This window comes from Lacihabitans soyangensis, from assembly GCF_024343775.1.
Classification (GTDB): Bacteria; Bacteroidota; Bacteroidia; order Cytophagales; family Spirosomataceae; genus Leadbetterella; species Leadbetterella soyangensis.
Genome location: NZ_RJUF01000179.1, coordinates 1 through 18677, shown reverse-complemented (window position 1 = coordinate 18677; position 18677 = coordinate 1). Strand labels below are relative to the sequence as shown.

Here is an 18677-nt window from a genome sequence, read left to right as displayed (position 1 = left end):
CACCATATTTTTTTATTAGGTTCTATTTGTTATCCCTGAGTTCACGTCTCAATATTTTGCCCACGTTGGTTTTTGGCAAATCTTCTCTAAACTCCACATGCTTAGGGCATTTGTACCCGGTCAAATTCTCCTTACAAAAATCACGAACGGCTTCTTCAGTAAGACTAGGGTCCTTTTTAACCACAAAAATCTTAACGGCCTCGGTAGATTTATCATCCGGAACACCAATACAGGCCACCTCAAGAACACCAGGACACTGCGAAACTACTTCTTCTATTTCATTTGGAAAAACATTAAATCCTGAAACCAAAATCATATCCTTTTTCCTATCTACGATTTTGAAGAAACCATCAGGTTGCATTAAGCCAATATCGCCTGTTTTGAAAAACGGCCTACCATTTTCATCGTTAATAAACACGTTGGCCGTTTCCTCGGCTCGCAAATAATACCCGGCCATTACCTGCGGACCATGGGCACATATCTCACCCACTTCGCCAACCTCACCCCATGTGTTATCTTCTTTGAGAATTCTCATTTCGGTAGAAGGGAAAGGCAAGCCAATAGTACCCACCTGCTGGGTTCCGTCCACTGGATTACATGATAGCACTGGGGCAGTTTCTGACAAGCCATAACCTTCTGTCACCCTGCAACCCGTGGCCTTTTCCCACGCATCGGCAACTGTTTTTTGTAAAGCCATTCCTCCCGAAATAGTAATTTTTAAATGACTAAAATCTAAAGCTAAAAACTCCGGATTGTTGAGCAATGCATTAAATAATGTATTCAAACCTGGAAAAACAAACAATTTGTGTTTCTTGAGGTCCTTCAACAATGCTTTTTGGTCTCTTGGGTTCGGTATCATCAAATTATGGAAACCCAGTTTGAAAGTAGAAAAAGCATTGACCGTAAGTGCGAAAATATGATAGAAAGGTAAGGCACCGAGTATGGTTCTTTCATAATCAAACTTCATCATAGGCCCAAACCATGCGGCAATGCCTTCTGTATTTGCCACCATGTTTCGGTGACTCAAAACCGCACCCTTAGAAACACCCGTAGTTCCTCCCGTATACTGAATAAAGGCAGTGTCACTGCTCACCATCGCTGGTCTGCTGTAATTTAATGAAGCCCCTTTTGAAAGTGCATCTCCAAACTTCACAACACCTGAAATCGAATAATCAGGCACCATTTTTTTAACACTTTTCACCACAAAATTCACGATTTGTTTTTTTGGAAAACCCAACAAATCGCCCAATTCTGTAATAACAACATGCTCAATATCAGTCTCTTCTATTACCTTTTCCAAATTAAAGGCAAAATTAGCCACCATCACTATAGCCTTGGCACCGGAATCGGTAAACTGGTGCTTCATCTCTCGGGGTGTGTAGAGCGGATTGGTATTGACCACCGTCAATCCAGCACGCAAAGCCCCATAAAGTGCAATGGGATACTGCGAACAATTGGGCATTTGAATGGCTATTTTGTCACCCTTCTGAAGACCCAAACTTTGCAAATAAGCCGCAAAATCTCTGGACATTTTATCCACCTGTGCATAGCTCAGGGTTTTGTCCATAAACGTGTATGCAGGTTGTGAGCTATATTTTTTAAAACCCTCCTCCATGAGTTCCACCAAAGATGGATAGGCATCGGGATTAAGTTCTGGTGAAATTCCGCTCGGATATTGGGCCACCCACGGAAAGTTTTTATCTGCGACAGACATATAATTTGATTTTTAGGTTGATTATTATGAACGATTAAGTGATATACAAATATAGTAAACAGAGTTATTGGTAACAATAATAAACAATTTATTGTTTAAAAAATACAATTATAGATCAACTACTTCTTTCTCATTTTTTACGCTCATTAAGCCGATCATCATCAAGACAGCTGTTACTAATATCACGAAAAACAAAATACCCGTATTAAAATGCTCCAACTCTCTTGAAGACGGAATGCTATAAAACAGCAAAATGGTTATTAATCCTCTAGGCATTAAAAAAAGTTCAGGCAGCGGATTTTCTTTGGGATTGAGATACCGAAGAAACAACAACCTCACAACCAATAAGATAACCACTATTATACTTCCTAAAATCTGTACCTCTTGCACAGCCAGCTTAGCTATATCAATAGAATACCCAAACAGTATAAAGAAAAACGTCCTTACCAAAAAAGCGGTTTCGGCGGTTACAGACTTTAGCTGCCCCTCTAACTCTTTGAAACTTTCTTCGTCGGGAATATTCTTGTTAACCCATGGTATGTCCTGAAAAAACTGGCGGTTGTTGATAATCAAACCGAAGAATAAAATGATCAACAAGGATGGCAAATGGGTTATTTTACCTAGGGCATATAATGCCGACAATACCGCAAAAATCAAGAAAAACTTAATGTGCAGTTTGATTTTGCCAAGATAATAAACCAATACAAAGGCAAAGGCGATGGACAAAACTATGCTTAGACCCATCTGACCAAGATAAAAAACAGCATTCAAAGGCTGTGTAGATCCTTCACTGATGAGATAATTAAAAAATAATATCCCAAGAATATCAGAAAACGAAGACTCGTATATCAGAAATTCCTTTTTCTCGGGTGTTAATTGCCCAAGACTTGGAATAAGAATAGCACTACTCACAATCGAGAGCGGGGTGGCATATATCAGGCATTCAATAAAAGGCTCATTTAGCCAATGGTTCAGTAAATAGGCAATAGCAAAAGAGGAAGCCAAAAGGATAATTAAGCCCGACACAAAAGCTTTTACAATCATTAATTTCTTGTCCTTTGTGATATGTAGGTCCAATGATGCCTCCAGAATGATCATAATTAAACCCATAATGCCCAACACCTCAACCAACTTATTAATAGCTTGTGCGGATACCAATGTATTTCTCTCAAAAAAAGCAAACAACATACCTGACCCCATGAGGAGCAACACCGAAGGAATTCGAGTTTTGTTACTAACAATATTAAAAAAATAGGACAAAATAACCACTGACGCAAAAATCAAAACGAGGACACTACTTTGCATATATTTGCTTTTTTGTTTACAAAAGAACGAAAACAAACCACTTTTAGCACCTTTTCTGAAATCATTTCGACAAAAAACAAGAATAGGAAGACACAAAAAAGTCCATTTCAGACTATTTTGGAAAACAAAAACTGGTATTAGCCTAAAACAATCCTTGCCTTTTGATAAATCACAAAACCTTCGACTGCCTCTTATATAAAGGTTATTAATCTTTAAAAATCAAGACCTCATGACTTCCAAGCTATTTTTACTATTCAACAGAAAAAAAATATAGAAAATTAATAACAGTCAATCTTCGGCTTTTGAAACTTTCCAATAGCTTAAGGTACCAAACAAGGTGTTCTGAGAAGGAACGTTTGAATGTTTAACAAATCCTGCCCGAAGCAAAAGCTTCGCAATAGAGCCATTTCTATTGTCATTGGTAGTTTTAAAATTATCAACTACTTGAAGTATTAAAAACAGAAATGACATTATAAAATTCTTTTGCTTACCCCAATCCGCAATTACCAGAGTCCCACCTGGCTTCAACATACGGTATAAGTGGCTCATAGATTCTAATTTTTCGTCATAAGTCAAATGATGAAACACCCAAGTGGAGAAAATCTTATCCATGGAATTTCCGGATATAACTTCTAGGTTTTCTGAAAATACCGTAACCTCAACATTTTCATTATCAAACTTTTTCCTTGCTATTTTCATTATTTTTTCATCAAGATCATACCCAAAAAGCCTAGCTTGGGGATAACTTTTAGCTATCATTACCAATGAAGTACCAGTGCCAAATCCGAAATCTAGAACTTTCTCAGATGAATTGATTGCTAACAATTCAATAACTTTGGACTTAACCTTGTGTTCTGGCATGGTTAATTTTATGAAACTGTCATAAAACGGAGTTGCCCAGTGCCATTTGAGGGCAGGTATAAAGCTTGAATTTTTCATGGTCAATAAAAAAGGCGAACCGTTACCGATTCGCCCCAGTTTATGGTCAAAGGAATATTATGCGTCTACGTTAGCGTATTTGGCATTACGCTCAATGAAATCTCTGCGAGGTGGTACTTCGTCGCCCATCAACATAGAGAATAACATATCAGCCTCTGTTGCAGACTCAATCGTCACTTGTTTCAAGGTTCTGAACTCAGGATTCATGGTGGTTGTCCACAACTGCTCAGGGTTCATTTCTCCAAGACCTTTGTAACGTTGTTGTCCTACACTGTCTTCTTTTCCAGAACCAGCCAAACGCTTAACTGCTGCTTGTCTTTGTTCTTCTGTCCAACAGTATTCTTCTTCTTTACCTTTTTTAATCAAATACAAAGGCGGCTGAGCAATGTACAAGTACCCTTTCTCGATGATTTCTTTCATAAAACGATAGAAAAACGTCAAAATAAGGGTACGAATATGGCTACCGTCAATATCAGCATCGGTCATGATGATGATCTTGTGATAACGCAATTTGTCCAAATTCAAGGCTCTATCATCTCCGTCTTTACCCATCTGTACACCCAAAGCAGTGAAGATGTTTTTGATCTCGTCGTTTTCGTAAATTCTATACTCTTGAGCCTTTTCTACGTTCAAAATTTTACCTCTCAAAGGCAAAATAGCCTGAACGCTACGGTCTCTACCTTGCTTGGCAGAACCACCAGCAGAGTCTCCCTCCACCAAGTAAACTTCGCAAAGAGCAGGATCAGATTCAGCACAGTCGGCAAGTTTTCCTGGTAGACCTGAGCCTATCAAAACGTTCTTACGCTGTACCATTTCACGGGCTTTCTTGGCAGCAATACGTGCTTTAGCAGCCAGTACTACCTTGTCAACTATCGTTCTTGCGTCCTTAGGGTTTTCCTCCAAATAGTTCTCTAACATTGACTGCACACAGTTACTTACTGCGGCTGTCACTTCTGAGTTTCCTAATTTTGATTTGGTTTGTCCCTCAAACTGTGGCTCTTGAACTTTAACAGAAATAACAGCCGTAAGACCCTCTCTAAAGTCATCGCCCGAAATTTCAATTTTTTCTTTTAACAAAATCCCCGACTTGTCCGCATAGGCTTTCAAAGTACGCGTTAAAGCCATTCTAAAGCCCGAGACGTGGGTTCCACCCTCTGGTGTATTGATGTTGTTCACAAAAGACGAAACGTTCTCTGAATAAGATGAGTTGTAAATCATCGAAACTTCAACTGGAACACCATCTTTTTCACCTTCCATCCACATTGGAGCAGGAATCAAACGCTCACGGCTTTGGTCAAGATATTCTACGAATTCTATTAGTCCTCCTTCTGAATGAAAAACTTCGTGTTTTGGCTCGTTATTTTCATCCAAATCACGCATATCCGTCAATGTCAGGGTAATTCCTTTATTTAAGAAAGAAAGCTCTCTCAGACGATTTGCAACCGTTTCATACTTGAATTCAGTTACCTGAAAAATGGTATCATCTGGTTTAAAAGTCACCTGAGTACCTCTTTTTTCAGTTGTACCTATTTCACGAACAGGATATTGTGGCTTACCTATTTTGTATTCTTGCTCGTATAGTTTACCTTCTCTGTGTACCTCTACTCTGAGGTCTGTAGAAAGGGCGTTCACACATGAAACCCCCACACCGTGCAAACCACCAGAAACTTTGTAAGTGTCTTTGTCGAATTTACCACCTGCGTGAAGAACGGTCATTACCACCTCTAGTGCCGACTTTTGCTCTTTGTCGTGCCATCCGGTAGGAATACCTCTACCGTTGTCTTTTACGGTTACTGAGTTGTCGATATTGATAATGGTATCAATGGTATCGCAGTAACCCGCCATGGCTTCGTCGATGGAGTTATCGACAACTTCCCAAATTAAGTGGTGGAGACCTTTGAAACCAATATCGCCAATATACATGGCTGGCCTCTTTCTCACTGCTTCTAAACCTTCTAAAACTTGTATATTGTTGGCGGAGTAATCTGCCCTATTCTCTAAATCTTTTTCTGCCATAAATTTTATTTCAAATAGTATAAATTCCGAATCTTCAGAACTGTTTTTATATTGCTTTTATTGTAGAATTTTAACACACAAATATAGTGAAAATTATTGAATTATTTGCCAAAAAAATAGAGGTAAAAGTTTGTTCTATAACGAACAAGCAAGCTCTTCAACTTTAACCTTGAGAAAGCCAAATTTTGAAGAAATTAAGAATAAAGAATTCGAATTAAAATCAAATAAAAATCAACTGACCTCCAGTTTTGCTAAAATTTCAGCCAGCTCTTCGGCGTTCGAAAACTTAATGGCAACATTGCCTTTATTAAGGTCTTGGATTTGAATTTTTATGGGTACTAGTGTTTTACCCTTGAGGGTTATTTCTTCTATTCGCATGTCTTCGCGGTGTAAGTCTAGTTCATTAGCCCCAGCTTCAAAAGCATTTCCCTTTTTCACCAAAGTCTCTATTTCTCTGGCACTAAGATCATTTTCAAGAATGCGTTGGTAAATGTCCAACTGCAGATTATTGTCTTGGATAGGTATAAGTGGACGTGCTTGACCCATAGATATTACGCCCAAAATCAAACCTGATTGCACTTCAGTGGGAAGATTCAGCAATCTCAGGTAATTAGTCACCGCAGAACGGCTTTTCCCCACTCTTTTGCCCAGTTCCTCCTGACTTACCTGACATTCGGTTACCATTCTTTGGTAGGAAAGTGCTATTTCAATAGGATTGAGATTTTCTCTTTGGATGTTCTCAATTAGAGCCATCTCGATAGAGCGGTGGTCATCCACATCTCTTATAAAGGCGGGCATTTTGTCCAATCCAGCTAACTTGGCTGCTCTGAAGCGTCTTTCACCCGATATAATCTCGAATTTCCCGTCTTCTTTTTCACGAACCGTGATGGGCTGAATCAATCCATGCACTCGAATGGACTCCGCTAATTCTTCAATAGATTTTACATCGAAATGACTCCTCGGTTGTTGTGTTCCAACCTCTAGTTTGTCTATTTCTACTTCACTAACTCCTCTAAAAGCCGCCACTTTTCGCTGCACCACCAAGTCAGAATCCGACAGCAGCGAATTTAGACCTTTGTTCTTATTTTGTTCCATCTACTTCTTTTATCTCAGGCAGATTATTGCGTTTTAATAGTTCTTTGGCCAAGTCTATATAGCTAATGGCTCCTTTATTTTCCAAAAATTTAATATCAAACTCACCGTCTTTGTCTCCTGAAAACATCAACAAAGCAGGCACGCCATAACTTGGAGCTTCGGCCAATTTTACGTTTCGAGGAACGATAGTTTCAAAACAAACTGTATCAAAATATTTCCTCACATCGTCCACTACCATTTTCGAGAGGTTGGTACGGGCATCGTACATGGTTAACACATAACCTTCCATGACCAAACTCGGATTCAACCTTTTCTTAATGATGTCGATAGTATTTTGGAGTTTTGCAATACCTTCCAAAGCAAAATATTCACATTGAACGGGTATCAACACCGAGTCAGAAGCTACAATGGAGTTAATAACCATCAAACCAAGAGAAGGCGAGCAGTCAATGAGAATAAAATCGTAATCCTCTTTGATTTCGTGAATGATTTCCTTCAAAATATACTCACGAGCCACTTGGTTGACTATTTCCAACTCAAAACCAGCCAAGTCAATGTGACTAGAAATAAGATGCAGATTGGGTATTTGGGTTTCGATGATGCAGTCTTTGATTTTAGAATGCCCCACCAAGGCAGAATAAATGTTATTTTTTTGGTCTTTGCTATCAATGCCAATACCAGAGCCAGCGTTGGCTTGTGGGTCAGTGTCGACAATTAAAACCTTGTAGTCCAATACCGCCAAACTTGCTGAAAGATTGATGGCAGTGGTGGTTTTTCCTACTCCACCCTTCTGATTTACTATCGATATAATTTTTCCCATTTATTGTCTGCTGTTAAAGAGGTGCAAAGATAGTTAAATTTGAAAAAACTACACCGACACTGTTAGAATATGTAGATAAGTAGCCGTAATGTGGAAAAGTTTTCAGAACAAAAGAGATTTACACAATTGCCTTGTGTAATCTACTAATACATAAGCTTTCTTTTAGATGGATTTGATGCAAAATACAAGGTAAATATGGAGGCGAGAATTACCAGATTTTTGATTATATATTGCCCAACTAAACTAGGCGTAAGAAATTGGTTCCAAGCGGCTTCGGGCAAGAAAAATGTGGGCAAAAAAGTAGTAATCAAATGAAAAACTGTCAACCAGAAGGCTATTTTAGCCAACTTGGGCCAAAGCCACATGATACCAACCAAGCACTCAAATATACCGAACAACACAATGAATTTATCGGCTTCAAAAAACGGCAAAGTCACATGAGCCAAGTCGGTCACCAAGCCTGTAGCAGGAGAAAGGCCTATTACTTTTAACACGCCAAACCAAAAATACACCACAAACAGAGCTACTCTATTGGCAACTAAAACCATTCTGAAATTCATGTTATTTGATCATTTTGAGACAAAACAAAACCTTTTAAAGCAGTTAAGGAGTTTGTCTTGGTAAAGATTTTTTTTGCAAAATTTGACAAAAACAAAAAGACAAAAAATGCTTTTGGTCAGGTTATAGCCAAAAAAACATTTGGATAATCCTAGTTTGTCCGTTATAACATTCAGAATCTCGACTTTAAAACTTTTTTGGAAAGAAAAATAAAGATAATTTTACAGAATGATACCTCAGGATACCGTTCAGCAAATTATTCAAGCCGCCGACATTGTAGAAGTGGTAGGCGAGTTTGTGAGCCTCAAAAAACGCGGGGCCAGCATGATAGCTTGCTGTCCGTTTCACAACGAAAAGACCCCTTCCTTCAATGTTTCGCCGTCGAAAGGTATCTACAAATGCTTCGGTTGTGGCAAAGGTGGTGATTCTCTGAGATTTGTAATGGATTTGGAAGGTCTCTCCTACCCAGATGCATTGCGATGGTTGGCAAAAAAGTATAATATCGAAGTCAAAGAACGTGAGTTTACAGACCAAGATCTCATCAGCCAAAACGAAAAAGAGAGTCTTTTTATAGTGCTGGAATATGCTCAGCAGTATTTTGCCGAAACCATGGCCAATACGGAAGAGGGTCAAAGTGTGGGGCAATCCTATTTTATAGAAAGGGGATTCTCCAAAGCAGCAATTGAAAAGTTTCAACTCGGCTATGCCCTTGACTCCAGAAATGAGTTTGTCAAAAAAGCCGAAAAGGCGGGTTTTAGCAGCGATATTCTTGAAAAAGCAGGTCTGATAAGTGTAAAAGAGGGTGATGTAAAAATAGATAGGTTTAGAGGCAGGGTGATATTTCCCATACACAACGTGGCCGGTAAACCCATAGCTTTTGGTGCCAGAATACTCAAAACCGACCCAAAAGCTCCCAAATACATCAACTCTCCTGAGACCGAAATCTATCACAAAAGCCAGATAGTTTACGGAATTTACCAGGCCAAAAACGCTATTCGCCAAGCTGACAATTGTTATTTGGTGGAAGGTTATACCGACGTGGTATCCCTGCACCAGGCGGGTATAGAAAACGTAGTGGCTTCATCTGGCACCTCATTAACCCCTGAACAAGTGCGACTTATCAGGCGTTTTAGTGATAACATAACTGTGCTATATGATGGTGATGCCGCTGGTATTAAGGCGTCATTAAGAGGTATAGACATCATTCTGGAAGAAGACATGAACGTGAAGTCGGTGGTTTTTCCCGACGGCGACGACCCCGACAGTTACATCCGAAAAGTAGGCGGTGCGGCGTTTTCAGAATATGTCAAAAACCACCAGAAGAACTTCATTAACTTCAAAACGGAACTTTCGCTAGCTGATGTAGGTGACGACGCCATAAAAAAAGCCGAACTGATAGCTGACTTGGTGAGTTCGATAACCAAGATTCCAAATCCAATAAAAAGATCAGTGTTTTATCAGGAAGTAGCCAAAATGCTCCAGATTGATGAAAACATTTTGATAAATGAAGGCAACAAAATTGTCAAAACTAAAATTACTGATAACAACAAACGAATAGAAAAAGGCGATGGCGGAATAATAAGTCCAGCACCACCAATTCGAAATCAGGAGTTAGAGATCATTAATACCCTCAAAAAACACAATGTTCAAGAAGAGGCTTTGGTAAGAGACTTGGTGCTCTATGGGCATTTTGTTATTGAGAAAGACGAAGAAACTGGGCAAGACCATACACTAGCAGATTATCTTTTGCACGAAACCAACGATCTGAGGATAGAAACACCACTTTTTTATGAAATCTACCAACTGTATAAAACAGAGTATCTCAACGGCAACGCACCCACGAGCCAAATGTTTTCGTCGAACCCTAACCCACAAATACAGGATGTGGCCGTAAGTTGGCTAAGTCCGAAACACGAGCTGAGTGAGAGATGGGATAAATTCGAGATTTTCATACCGAAATATGAGGAGATGCTCAATGAATTTTCCTACCGCATGGTATTAAGAATCAGAAAAGAGAAAATTCAAAAAGAAATTGACGCCCTAATAGAAGAAGTGGATACTGCCTCCGACGAAGACCTGGAAATAATCATGAACCAAGTCGGCAAAAAAAGAGGAATTCTCAAACTAATAGCCGAAGAACTTGGTTCTGTAATTTAAAGTACTTGCATAGTATTTACGCCTAAAACTACCCATTTTTGCATTTTTTTGTGCAAATTGCGACTTAATTCAGTTTTCAGTAATTATAAGATATATGTCTAACGAAGTTTTGTTTTTTGGGGCTTTTGCCATATTTGTAATATTTGTAATGCTCCTCGACCTCGGGGCTTTTAGCCCAAAAAAGGCCGGAATTGTCAAGTTTAAAGAAGCCGCATTTTGGAGTGCCATTTGGGTGGGACTTTCAATTGGCTTTTACTTTTTCCTTAGAAACTATGGATATTTTATACATGACATCAGCGATGCGAGTCATTTGGATACTATTCAACAATTGTACTATAAAAACCTAAAGCTTGGCTCAGACTATGCTGAAAATCTTAAGATTTTCCAGAACAACATGGCCTTGGAGTACATCACAGGTTATTTGGTAGAGTACTCGCTTTCAGTAGATAATATTTTTGTGTTTATCCTGATTTTCAATTCTTTCGGAGTCAGAAAGAAAAACTATAAAGACGTTTTGGTGTGGGGAATTCTCGGATCTATTGTTTTGCGTTTCATCTTTATATTCTTGGGAGCTGCCCTTATTCAGAAATTCGAGTGGATCCTTTTGGTTTTCGGGGCGTTTTTGGTTTATACAGGTATCAAAATTCTCTTCTCTAAAGATGAGGAAGAAGACATAGACACCAAAAACCATCCAGCGGTAAAAGTCACCTCAAGATTTTTCAATGTTTATGAAAAATTCGTCTCTGACAGGTTCTTTTTTAGACACAAATACAGAGCCAACAAACTGTATATCACGCCCTTGTTTGTGGTTATAGTCGTAATTGCTTTCACCGATGTTATATTTGCGGTGGACTCCATTCCTGCCATTTTTAGTATCACCAAAGACCCTTACATTGTATTTTTCTCTAATGTATTCGCCATTATGGGTTTACGTTCGATGTTCTTTTTCTTGGTGAATATCATTGATATGTTTGCTTATTTGAAATACGGCTTGGGTGTTCTTTTAACGTTTATTGGAGTAAAAATGCTCGCTCACCATTGGTTAGAGGGTATTGGCTTCACCAATTTACATTCATTGATTGTAATCGTTTTGATTTTGGGAGTGAGCATAGGTGCTTCACTGTTGTTCCCTCCGAAAGAAGAAAAACCTGCCAATTAAGATAGGCTAATAATAGAAAAAAGCACTTGAGAAAACCCTCAAGTGCTTTTTTTATATCTTTAAGAAGTATATACTCTTAAATATTATCCGTTTACAATTAAATATTATCCGTTTACAATATAACTTTCAAGATATTTAATGTGTTCTTTTTGCTCGTCAAGAATAGCACCTACAATATCCCCAACGCTTAGTACACCAACTACATTACCGTCGTCAACCACAGGCAAGTGTCTGAATTTCCGTGCGTTCATTATTTCCATACAATCCTTTGAAGTCATTTTAGATTCCACAGTGTACACGTTAGGGGTCATCACGTCGGCTATCACAGTAGTTTTAGCACTTCTTCCCTGTACAATTCCTTTTCGAGCATAATCTCTCTCTGAAAAAATACCTACTAGTTTGTCGTTTTCCATTACCAACAAAGCACCAATATTATGCTGGCTCATCACCTCCAGAGCCTCAAAAACAGTGGCTGATGGAAGAACCGAAAGAATAGACTTTATCTTTTTGTTATTCAAAATAGTTTTTACAGACGTAGGCATGATGTTTAGGTTTTTTAGATAACCAAAGTATGTAAAACTATTAGAAAAATCAAGTAAAATGTATAAAAAATGATGAATTAGCCCATCATATTTTCATTTCGATTCATCTTTAACCATACAATCACCATAGACTCTCTACCTCCAAAGTAATATAAACCTCGTTCGCCCAATTAAATTTAGAACCTCGATACATCGAAAAAGTAAACCAAAAAGCTCTATTTGGGAATATAAAAATGCCTTCTCGAGGCTTAAACCTATCTATAAAAGCCATTTGGCAAGGTTTTTGAGTAAATAACATTAAAAAAGCTTAATTTAATGAAAGCCAAATTTGTCCTTTTCACTATGCTTGCCTTTATCTCCTTCGTATCTTGTAAAAAAGGTGCAGAAGATGTTGACCCCGTGATCGTAAATCCATCACCTCTGGCATCAACATTTGATGGAGACTTGGCCTCTGATTGGTTAAAAATACATCTAGATTTAATAAAAACGACTCCCGGGTTTACCCCACCCGTGGCCTCGAGGTCATTGGGTTATGCCTCATTAGCACTTTACGAAAGTGTGGTGGCCGGCATACCCGGACACAATTCCTTGAAAGGACAATTAAATGGATTGGTCATGCTTCCAATTGCCGACACAACCAAAATCTATAACTGGGGCTTGGTTGCGAGTGTAGCACAATATACCCTACTGACACAATTATTTCTGACCACAAGCGACAAAAACAAAAGCAAGCTCGACTCGGTAAGAAGCGTATATGAAACAAAGCTTAAAATAGGTTCGACAGATGAAGTAATTGATAGATCTGTGCGTTACGGGGCACTTTTGGCTACTGCCATCCACGAATATTCGAAAACCGACGGCGGTGCTAATGGTCACCTTACAAACTTCCCTCAGAATTATGTATTACCATCAGGCATAGGTTATTGGAGACCTACAGGTACTCAACTTATTCCTTTACTTCCTTCTTGGGGTCAAAACCGTACATTGGTAAAAGCCAATACAGAAGATAAACTGAAGATTCCGATTCCTTTCTCATTCGAAAAAAACACCACTTTTTTTGCAGAAGCCAAAAAAGTATATGACGTTTCAAAAAATTTGAGTGCGGAGGAAAAAGCGATTGCCAACTTTTTCGCAGACGGCACAGGTACCATAACCCCACCAGGGCACCATTTCAATGTTGCTCGAGATATCTTTCTTAAGAAAAAAGCAAAACTAGATGAAACAGCACTGGCCTATGTAAAATTGGGATTAGCCCTCAACGATGCGTTCATAGGATGCTGGCGAGGCAAATACAAGTACTATTTAATGCGTCCAAGTACTTACATCAAACAAACGATGGACAAAAACTGGGTTCCTCTTTTAGCCAATCCCCCATTTCCAGATTATGCCTCGGGCCATAGTACTGCCGCCGGTGCTTTGGTTACAATAATGGAAAGTATATTGGGCAAAACTTATGCCTTCGAAGACAACACATACGAAGGTATATTTCCGAAAAGAAAATATGAGAACTTTGAAAAATATGGCAATGAAACTTCAATGTCAAGACTTTATGGTGGTATTCACTACGAATTTTCCTGCACCAATGGATATGATAATGGCAAAGCAATAGCCCAAAATATTTTAAATTTAAAATTCAAGAAATAGTAGAATTCTTTGTAGTTTTACCATAGATGAAATTTGTCTAGAAAATTTTGCAACAAAAAATAGTCAAAATATTATCTCTTTTAATACTTTTTCTGACTTTCCAAAGCGGACACAGCCAAAAAAAAGTACCGCAGCTGAATCACGAAGTTGCTAGCCGATGGTTTGATCTACAACTAAAGTTAATTCCCCAAACACCGGGTTTTACCCCTCCAGTAGTTTCTCGGGCATTGGGTTACACGGGACTTACACTTTACGAGTCTTTGGTTCACGGCTCCCCAGATTACAAATCTTTGGTTGGCGTTTTACAAGAATTTGAAAAATTGCCACTCCCAGACAAGAACCAAGTTTATGACTGGCAAATTGTTGCTAATAATGCCCAAGCTCTTATAGTTCAGGAACTTTACGCAGCTAATCATAAAGAAAATAAGCCAAAAATTCTTGAGTTAAGAGATGCCTTAAATGCTAAGTTTAAGGATAATGAAAACACGTACAAGGCATCGGTAAAGTATGGGGAAGAAATAGCCAAAGCTATCTTTAAATACTCAAAAACAGACGGTGGTCACCATGCCGAAAAGAATAATTTCCCGAAGGATTTTAAAAGTTCACCAGGCTCTTGCATGTGGACACCCGTGGGCAACCAAATGGCCCTTCAACCCTATTGGGGTACAAATCGCACATTCATAAAAGGAAATGCTGATTTCGAACTTCCCGTACCTCCTCGATGCGAAATAGGTAACTCTTCTTTGATGTTTTCGCAAGCCCTTGAAGTTTACAGTGTGGGTAAAAACCTCAACGAGGAGCAAAAAGAAATAGCACTTTTTTGGTCCGATGATGCTGGCAAAACATTCACTCCTCCTGGTCATGGCATTTCGATAGCCTTGCAGTTGATAAAAAAAGAAAACTTTGATTTAGCCAAAACAGCAGAAACCCTTTGTAGATTGGGTATTGCTGTCAACGATGCTTTTGTGTCATGTTGGAAATGCAAGTTTCGATACAACATCCTGAGGCCAATCAGTTTCATAAACACGGCTATTGACCCAAACTGGAAACCTTTGCTCGACACCCCGCCTTTTCCTGAATACACCTCAGGCCACGGAACGGTTTCTGGAGCCACTGCGGCCGTACTATCAGACATGTTTGGTTATAACTACCGCTTTACCGACTTTTCTCACGCCGAAAGAGGCCTCAAACCTCGTTCGTTCGATACTTTTTTTGAATTTGCTCAAGAAGCAGCTCTTTCAAGACTATACGGTGGCATTCATTATCGTATGTCAAACGAAGAAGGTCTCAAAAACGGTAAACGCATAGGCAGAAGTGCCTGCGAACTAAAACTAAAAATGAAACAGTCTTAGGTTCAATAAAAATCAGAATCTCCGAAATTCTAAGCGGCCTTCAGTTTAGCTTCCAATTCTCTGGCCATTGGTGCCAATACGTGATCTTCAATAATAGCATGCTTGCGAAGCTCCATTTCAAAAAGTTCCACTTGGTTCAAAAAAACACGGTAAGGGAGAGGCGTTTCCTCGTTTAATGAATAACTATGGATAATAGAGGATACCGTTTTCAAATCGTCCTCAATCGGATCGTGGTTGTCGTCAAAAGAGGCTATTGAACATTCGCTCAAGAGAGTTTTGGTTTCTTGAGTGGTCATTTCTCCTTTTGAGGCCGATATTAAACTTTTGATATAAGGGAAAAACGTCTTTTCTTCCATTCTGATATGCTCCACCAAACGATTTTTGTAGTCATTGAAGAAGGAAGTAAGACTCGCTAGTATTTGATGTGTAGATCCATACTTATTGAAAATATGCATCATCGTTTGCTCAATTTCAGGTAGCTTTTTGGACAAATAAAACTTGTGAGAGGCTTGCAAATATGCCAGCACTTGCTCCAGCGAAAACTTCTGGAGTTTTTGAAAAGGAAAGTTATCCTCGTCGTTGTGATAAAGTTCCAAAATAACCTCCATCAACTCCGACTCCATATTAAACCTAGCGTAGATATCCTGTGCCGCTGGGTCAATTACTTCAAGTCGTTCTGTTACAAGCTGATACATTTTGTTGGTTTCAACAAGGTTCTCAAGTGTTTTAGCGTCCATATCAATTATTATGTTTTATTCCTCCACAAAGGTTCTATTTCAAAAATAAATTAAAAATGATAAAAATCATAGATAAAATATTTAATTAATTTGGGTAAAGCCTCAAAGAAGCTTATTTTTAGAAAAAATTGAAGCTGTCAGATTTGTAGCCCATATTTTCGATAAAATACGTTTTATTTCGCTAAAACGATTTTAGATAAAGAACTATTCAATCAATCTTAATAATGAAAAACAAAACCTCTAGAAGAAACGTACTCCGATCTCTCGGAACGGCCTCCGCAGTATCATTTGCAGGTATTTCAACTGTAAAAGCGGCAGAAACCAGAACCAATTTACCATTGAAAAGCAACATCAAACACTCGGTATGTCGGTGGTGTTATGGCTCCATTCCATTCGAAGAACTCTGCCAAGGAGTTAAAGACATCGGCATGGCTTCAATCGAACTAACTGGACCGAAAGAATGGCCGATACTGAAGCAATACGGCCTTACTTGTGCTATCGGTTGGGGCGAATGGCCTAAAGGCATGGGTTTGCATAATTTCTTCAACAATCCTAAAAACCATGAGGAATTGATAAAATTGTACGAAGAACTAATTCCGCACGCAGCTGCTAACGGAATAAAAAATCTGATTTGTTTCTCGGGCAATAGAAATGGAATGACCGACCTGACGGGCATGATGAATTGTGCAAAAATCATCAGAAAATTGATACCCACTTGTGAGAAAAACGGGGTTATACTGACAATGGAACTCCTGAGTTCTAAAGATAGTCATCCCGACTACATGTGTGACACCATAGAGTGGGGAGTCGCTTTGTGCGAAATGGTAAATTCAGAGAGCTTCAAGATGCTCTACGACATTTTCCACATGCAAAGTATGCATGGCGACCACATTCGAAATGTTAGAAGATACGGCAAATACATCAGTCATTATCACACGGGGGGCATGCCGGGCAGAAAAGAAATAGACAATACCCAAGAAATTTATTACCCGGCCGTGGTGAAGGCGATTATTGACTCAGGCTACAAAGGATACCTCGGTCAAGAATTTGTACCAACTCCAAAAGATAAAGAAGGTATGCTGGCATCGCTCAAACGATGTGTAGAAATATGTGACGTTTAAAACTCTCGAAGAGCCTCCGAAAAAATGAGGCTCTTTTATTTTCAGTCTAGTTTAGCTCCTTTGAACCCCTCAGAAGAGTAAGTCTGGATCTTTCCATTTTCTTCATAAATGGCAAAAAAATCTATCTTTTGCTTTTGTGCAATTAATTTGGCTTTCTCCAATCCCATAACCAAAAACGCGGTAGCATAAGCATCCGCTGTGGCACAATCATTTGCAAGAACGGTAATACTCAACAAATTATGTGAAACAGGCCTACCCAAATGGGGATCTATAGCATGTGAAAACTTTTTGCCGTCTTTCAAAAAAAACTTACGATAACTACCAGAAGTGGCCAAAGACTTATCATTTAGAGCCAAAATAGCTTGTAGTTTGTTCTCATCCGAAGGGTTTTCAACTCCTACTTTCCAAAACTCCCCTTGTTGATTTTTCCCTTTGGCTCTGACTTCGCCACCTATTTCTATCAAAAAATTTGAGATGCCCTTTTTTGTTAAATACTCAGCAATCAGGTCTACCGTATAACCTTGGGCGATGGCGTTGAAGTCCAATTGAATTTCAGGATATTTCTTGGTTATCCCCCCGTCTTTAAGGCTGACATTTTTGTAATTTACAAGCTTTCTGAGGCTATCTATTTGTAAATCAGTAGGGCTTGCAAAACCTTTGGTTTTAGAGAATCCCCAAGCCTTTACCAACGGACCAACGGTTATGTCAAAATAGCCTTTTGTATTTTTAGAGATCTGTTGGGATTTAATGAAAACCTCTTCGAAATGTGCATCGAAAGGCCCGAGGTTTTTATTGGCATTTATTCTAGATATCAAAGAATTGCTATCCCACAGGGACATACTGGCATCTATTAACTGGAACAAACTATCTATTGATTTTGAAAAATCGGCACTGGTTTTATCCTCATAAATTATTCTGTAGGTACTACCCTGAGCTTGACCTTGAAGTGTCCTGTATGGCGTGGAATCCCAACCAAAACTTGCTGACAAACACAAGAGAAGAAGTATTTTAAAAGGCATTGGGAGGAATTATTCCGTATAATTTATCAAATCATCCCTAGAGCAACTCATCGTCGTCGGCAGGTTTTAAGGCAGGTTGTGTACCTGTTTCACCCTGCGGCACAGGGAAACCTTCATTTGGATTCAGAACACAATCACCTACTATTCTGATTCCTTCAGGAATTACAAACTTCGTCTTCTTAAATTCTATGCCTTTGTCTGCATATACTTTTTGCATAAACATACCCCAAGCCGGCATGGCTACGCGTGCACCTTGGCCTTGCTCAATACTCTGGAAGTGAATGGCACGGTCTTCTCCACCTACCCAAACTCCACCAATAAGGTCTTGGGTCATACCCATAAACCAGCCGTCAGAGAAATTAGAAGTAGTACCTGTTTTGGCGGCCACCTCGTTGCCATCCAAAACCCCAAAACGACCCAAGCCCACTGCAGGACCGCCTGGAGCCGTGGCTCCTCGCATCAGGTGAATCATTTTATAAGCGGTTTCTTTGCTAAGAAC

Annotated in this window: 15 protein-coding genes and 1 pseudogene; 5 read left to right on the top strand and 11 right to left on the bottom strand. The window is 39.1% G+C overall.

Annotated elements, in window-relative coordinates; translation table 11 throughout:
- Positions 1–22: 22 nt before the first annotated feature.
- The 7 genes from EGI31_RS18625 to EGI31_RS18595 all read right to left on the bottom strand — a co-directional run bounded on the left by EGI31_RS18625 (position 23) and on the right by EGI31_RS18595 (position 8449).
- Entirely contained in the window at positions 23–1714 is a 1692-nt protein-coding gene (locus EGI31_RS18625; protein WP_255038662.1) for an AMP-binding protein, read from the bottom strand.
- 108 nt (positions 1715–1822) lie between these two features.
- Positions 1823–3019, bottom strand: coding sequence for a cation:proton antiporter domain-containing protein (locus EGI31_RS18620; protein ID WP_255038661.1), 1197 nt, complete (start codon positions 3017–3019; stop codon positions 1823–1825).
- Positions 3020–3307: 288 nt separating this feature from the next.
- Positions 3308–3958 (bottom strand): class I SAM-dependent methyltransferase, encoded by a 651-nt coding sequence (locus EGI31_RS18615; RefSeq protein WP_255038660.1) that lies wholly within the window; start codon positions 3956–3958, stop codon positions 3308–3310.
- Positions 3959–4015: 57 nt separating this feature from the next.
- Positions 4016–5974 carry a DNA topoisomerase (ATP-hydrolyzing) subunit B gene (gene gyrB, locus EGI31_RS18610; protein WP_255038659.1) on the bottom strand — a complete coding sequence of 653 codons (1959 nt, stop codon included), beginning with the start codon at positions 5972–5974 and terminating at the stop codon, positions 4016–4018.
- Positions 5975–6205: 231 nt separating this feature from the next.
- The gene (locus EGI31_RS18605) at positions 6206–7069 is read right to left on the bottom strand and encodes a ParB/RepB/Spo0J family partition protein (RefSeq protein ID WP_255038658.1); all 864 of its coding nucleotides are present in this window, start codon (positions 7067–7069) and stop codon (positions 6206–6208) included.
- Positions 7056–7889 carry a ParA family protein gene (locus EGI31_RS18600; protein ID WP_255038657.1) on the bottom strand — a complete coding sequence of 278 codons (834 nt, stop codon included), beginning with the start codon at positions 7887–7889 and terminating at the stop codon, positions 7056–7058. The genes EGI31_RS18605 and EGI31_RS18600 overlap by 14 nt, the downstream gene beginning before the upstream one ends.
- Before the next feature lie 143 nt (positions 7890–8032).
- The gene (locus tag EGI31_RS18595) at positions 8033–8449 is read right to left on the bottom strand and encodes a hypothetical protein (protein ID WP_255038656.1); all 417 of its coding nucleotides are present in this window, start codon (positions 8447–8449) and stop codon (positions 8033–8035) included.
- Positions 8450–8675: 226 nt separating this feature from the next.
- On the opposite strand from EGI31_RS18595, the gene dnaG reads away from it, so the two are divergent.
- Together dnaG and EGI31_RS18585 are read left to right on the top strand one after the other, a co-directional pair.
- Entirely contained in the window at positions 8676–10604 is a 1929-nt protein-coding gene (gene dnaG / locus EGI31_RS18590; RefSeq protein WP_255038655.1) for a DNA primase, read from the top strand.
- 94 nt (positions 10605–10698) lie between these two features.
- The gene (locus EGI31_RS18585; RefSeq protein WP_255038654.1) at positions 10699–11763 is read left to right on the top strand and encodes a TerC/Alx family metal homeostasis membrane protein; all 1065 of its coding nucleotides are present in this window, start codon (positions 10699–10701) and stop codon (positions 11761–11763) included.
- A gap of 104 nt (positions 11764–11867) precedes the next feature.
- Here the strand turns inward: EGI31_RS18585 and EGI31_RS18580 are convergent, their stop codons facing one another.
- Positions 11868–12305, bottom strand: coding sequence for a CBS domain-containing protein (locus EGI31_RS18580; protein WP_255038653.1), 438 nt, complete (start codon positions 12303–12305; stop codon positions 11868–11870).
- Between the two features lie 315 nt (positions 12306–12620).
- Between EGI31_RS18580 and EGI31_RS18575 the strand changes: the two genes are divergently transcribed.
- Entirely contained in the window at positions 12621–13949 is a 1329-nt protein-coding gene (locus tag EGI31_RS18575) for a vanadium-dependent haloperoxidase (protein WP_255038652.1), read from the top strand.
- Between the two features lie 47 nt (positions 13950–13996).
- Positions 13997–15301: a vanadium-dependent haloperoxidase gene (locus tag EGI31_RS18570; RefSeq protein WP_255038651.1), complete on the top strand. Its 1305-nt coding sequence runs from the start codon at positions 13997–13999 to the stop codon at positions 15299–15301.
- 29 nt (positions 15302–15330) lie between these two features.
- On the opposite strand, the gene EGI31_RS18565 is transcribed toward EGI31_RS18570, so the two are convergent.
- Positions 15331–16038 (bottom strand): hemerythrin, encoded by a 708-nt coding sequence (locus EGI31_RS18565; RefSeq protein ID WP_255038650.1) that lies wholly within the window; start codon positions 16036–16038, stop codon positions 15331–15333.
- A 224-nt stretch (positions 16039–16262) separates the two neighbouring features.
- On the opposite strand from EGI31_RS18565, the gene EGI31_RS18560 reads away from it, so the two are divergent.
- Positions 16263–17159 (top strand): hydroxypyruvate isomerase family protein, encoded by an 897-nt coding sequence (locus EGI31_RS18560; protein ID WP_255038649.1) that lies wholly within the window; start codon positions 16263–16265, stop codon positions 17157–17159.
- A 41-nt stretch (positions 17160–17200) separates the two neighbouring features.
- On the opposite strand, the gene EGI31_RS18555 is transcribed toward EGI31_RS18560, so the two are convergent.
- Positions 17201–18178, bottom strand: a complete 978-nt coding sequence (locus EGI31_RS18555) for an FAD:protein FMN transferase (RefSeq protein WP_255038648.1) — start codon at positions 18176–18178, stop codon at positions 17201–17203.
- Between the two features lie 37 nt (positions 18179–18215).
- Positions 18216–18677 (bottom strand): annotated as a pseudogene (locus EGI31_RS18550) (penicillin-binding protein); the annotation flags it as partial.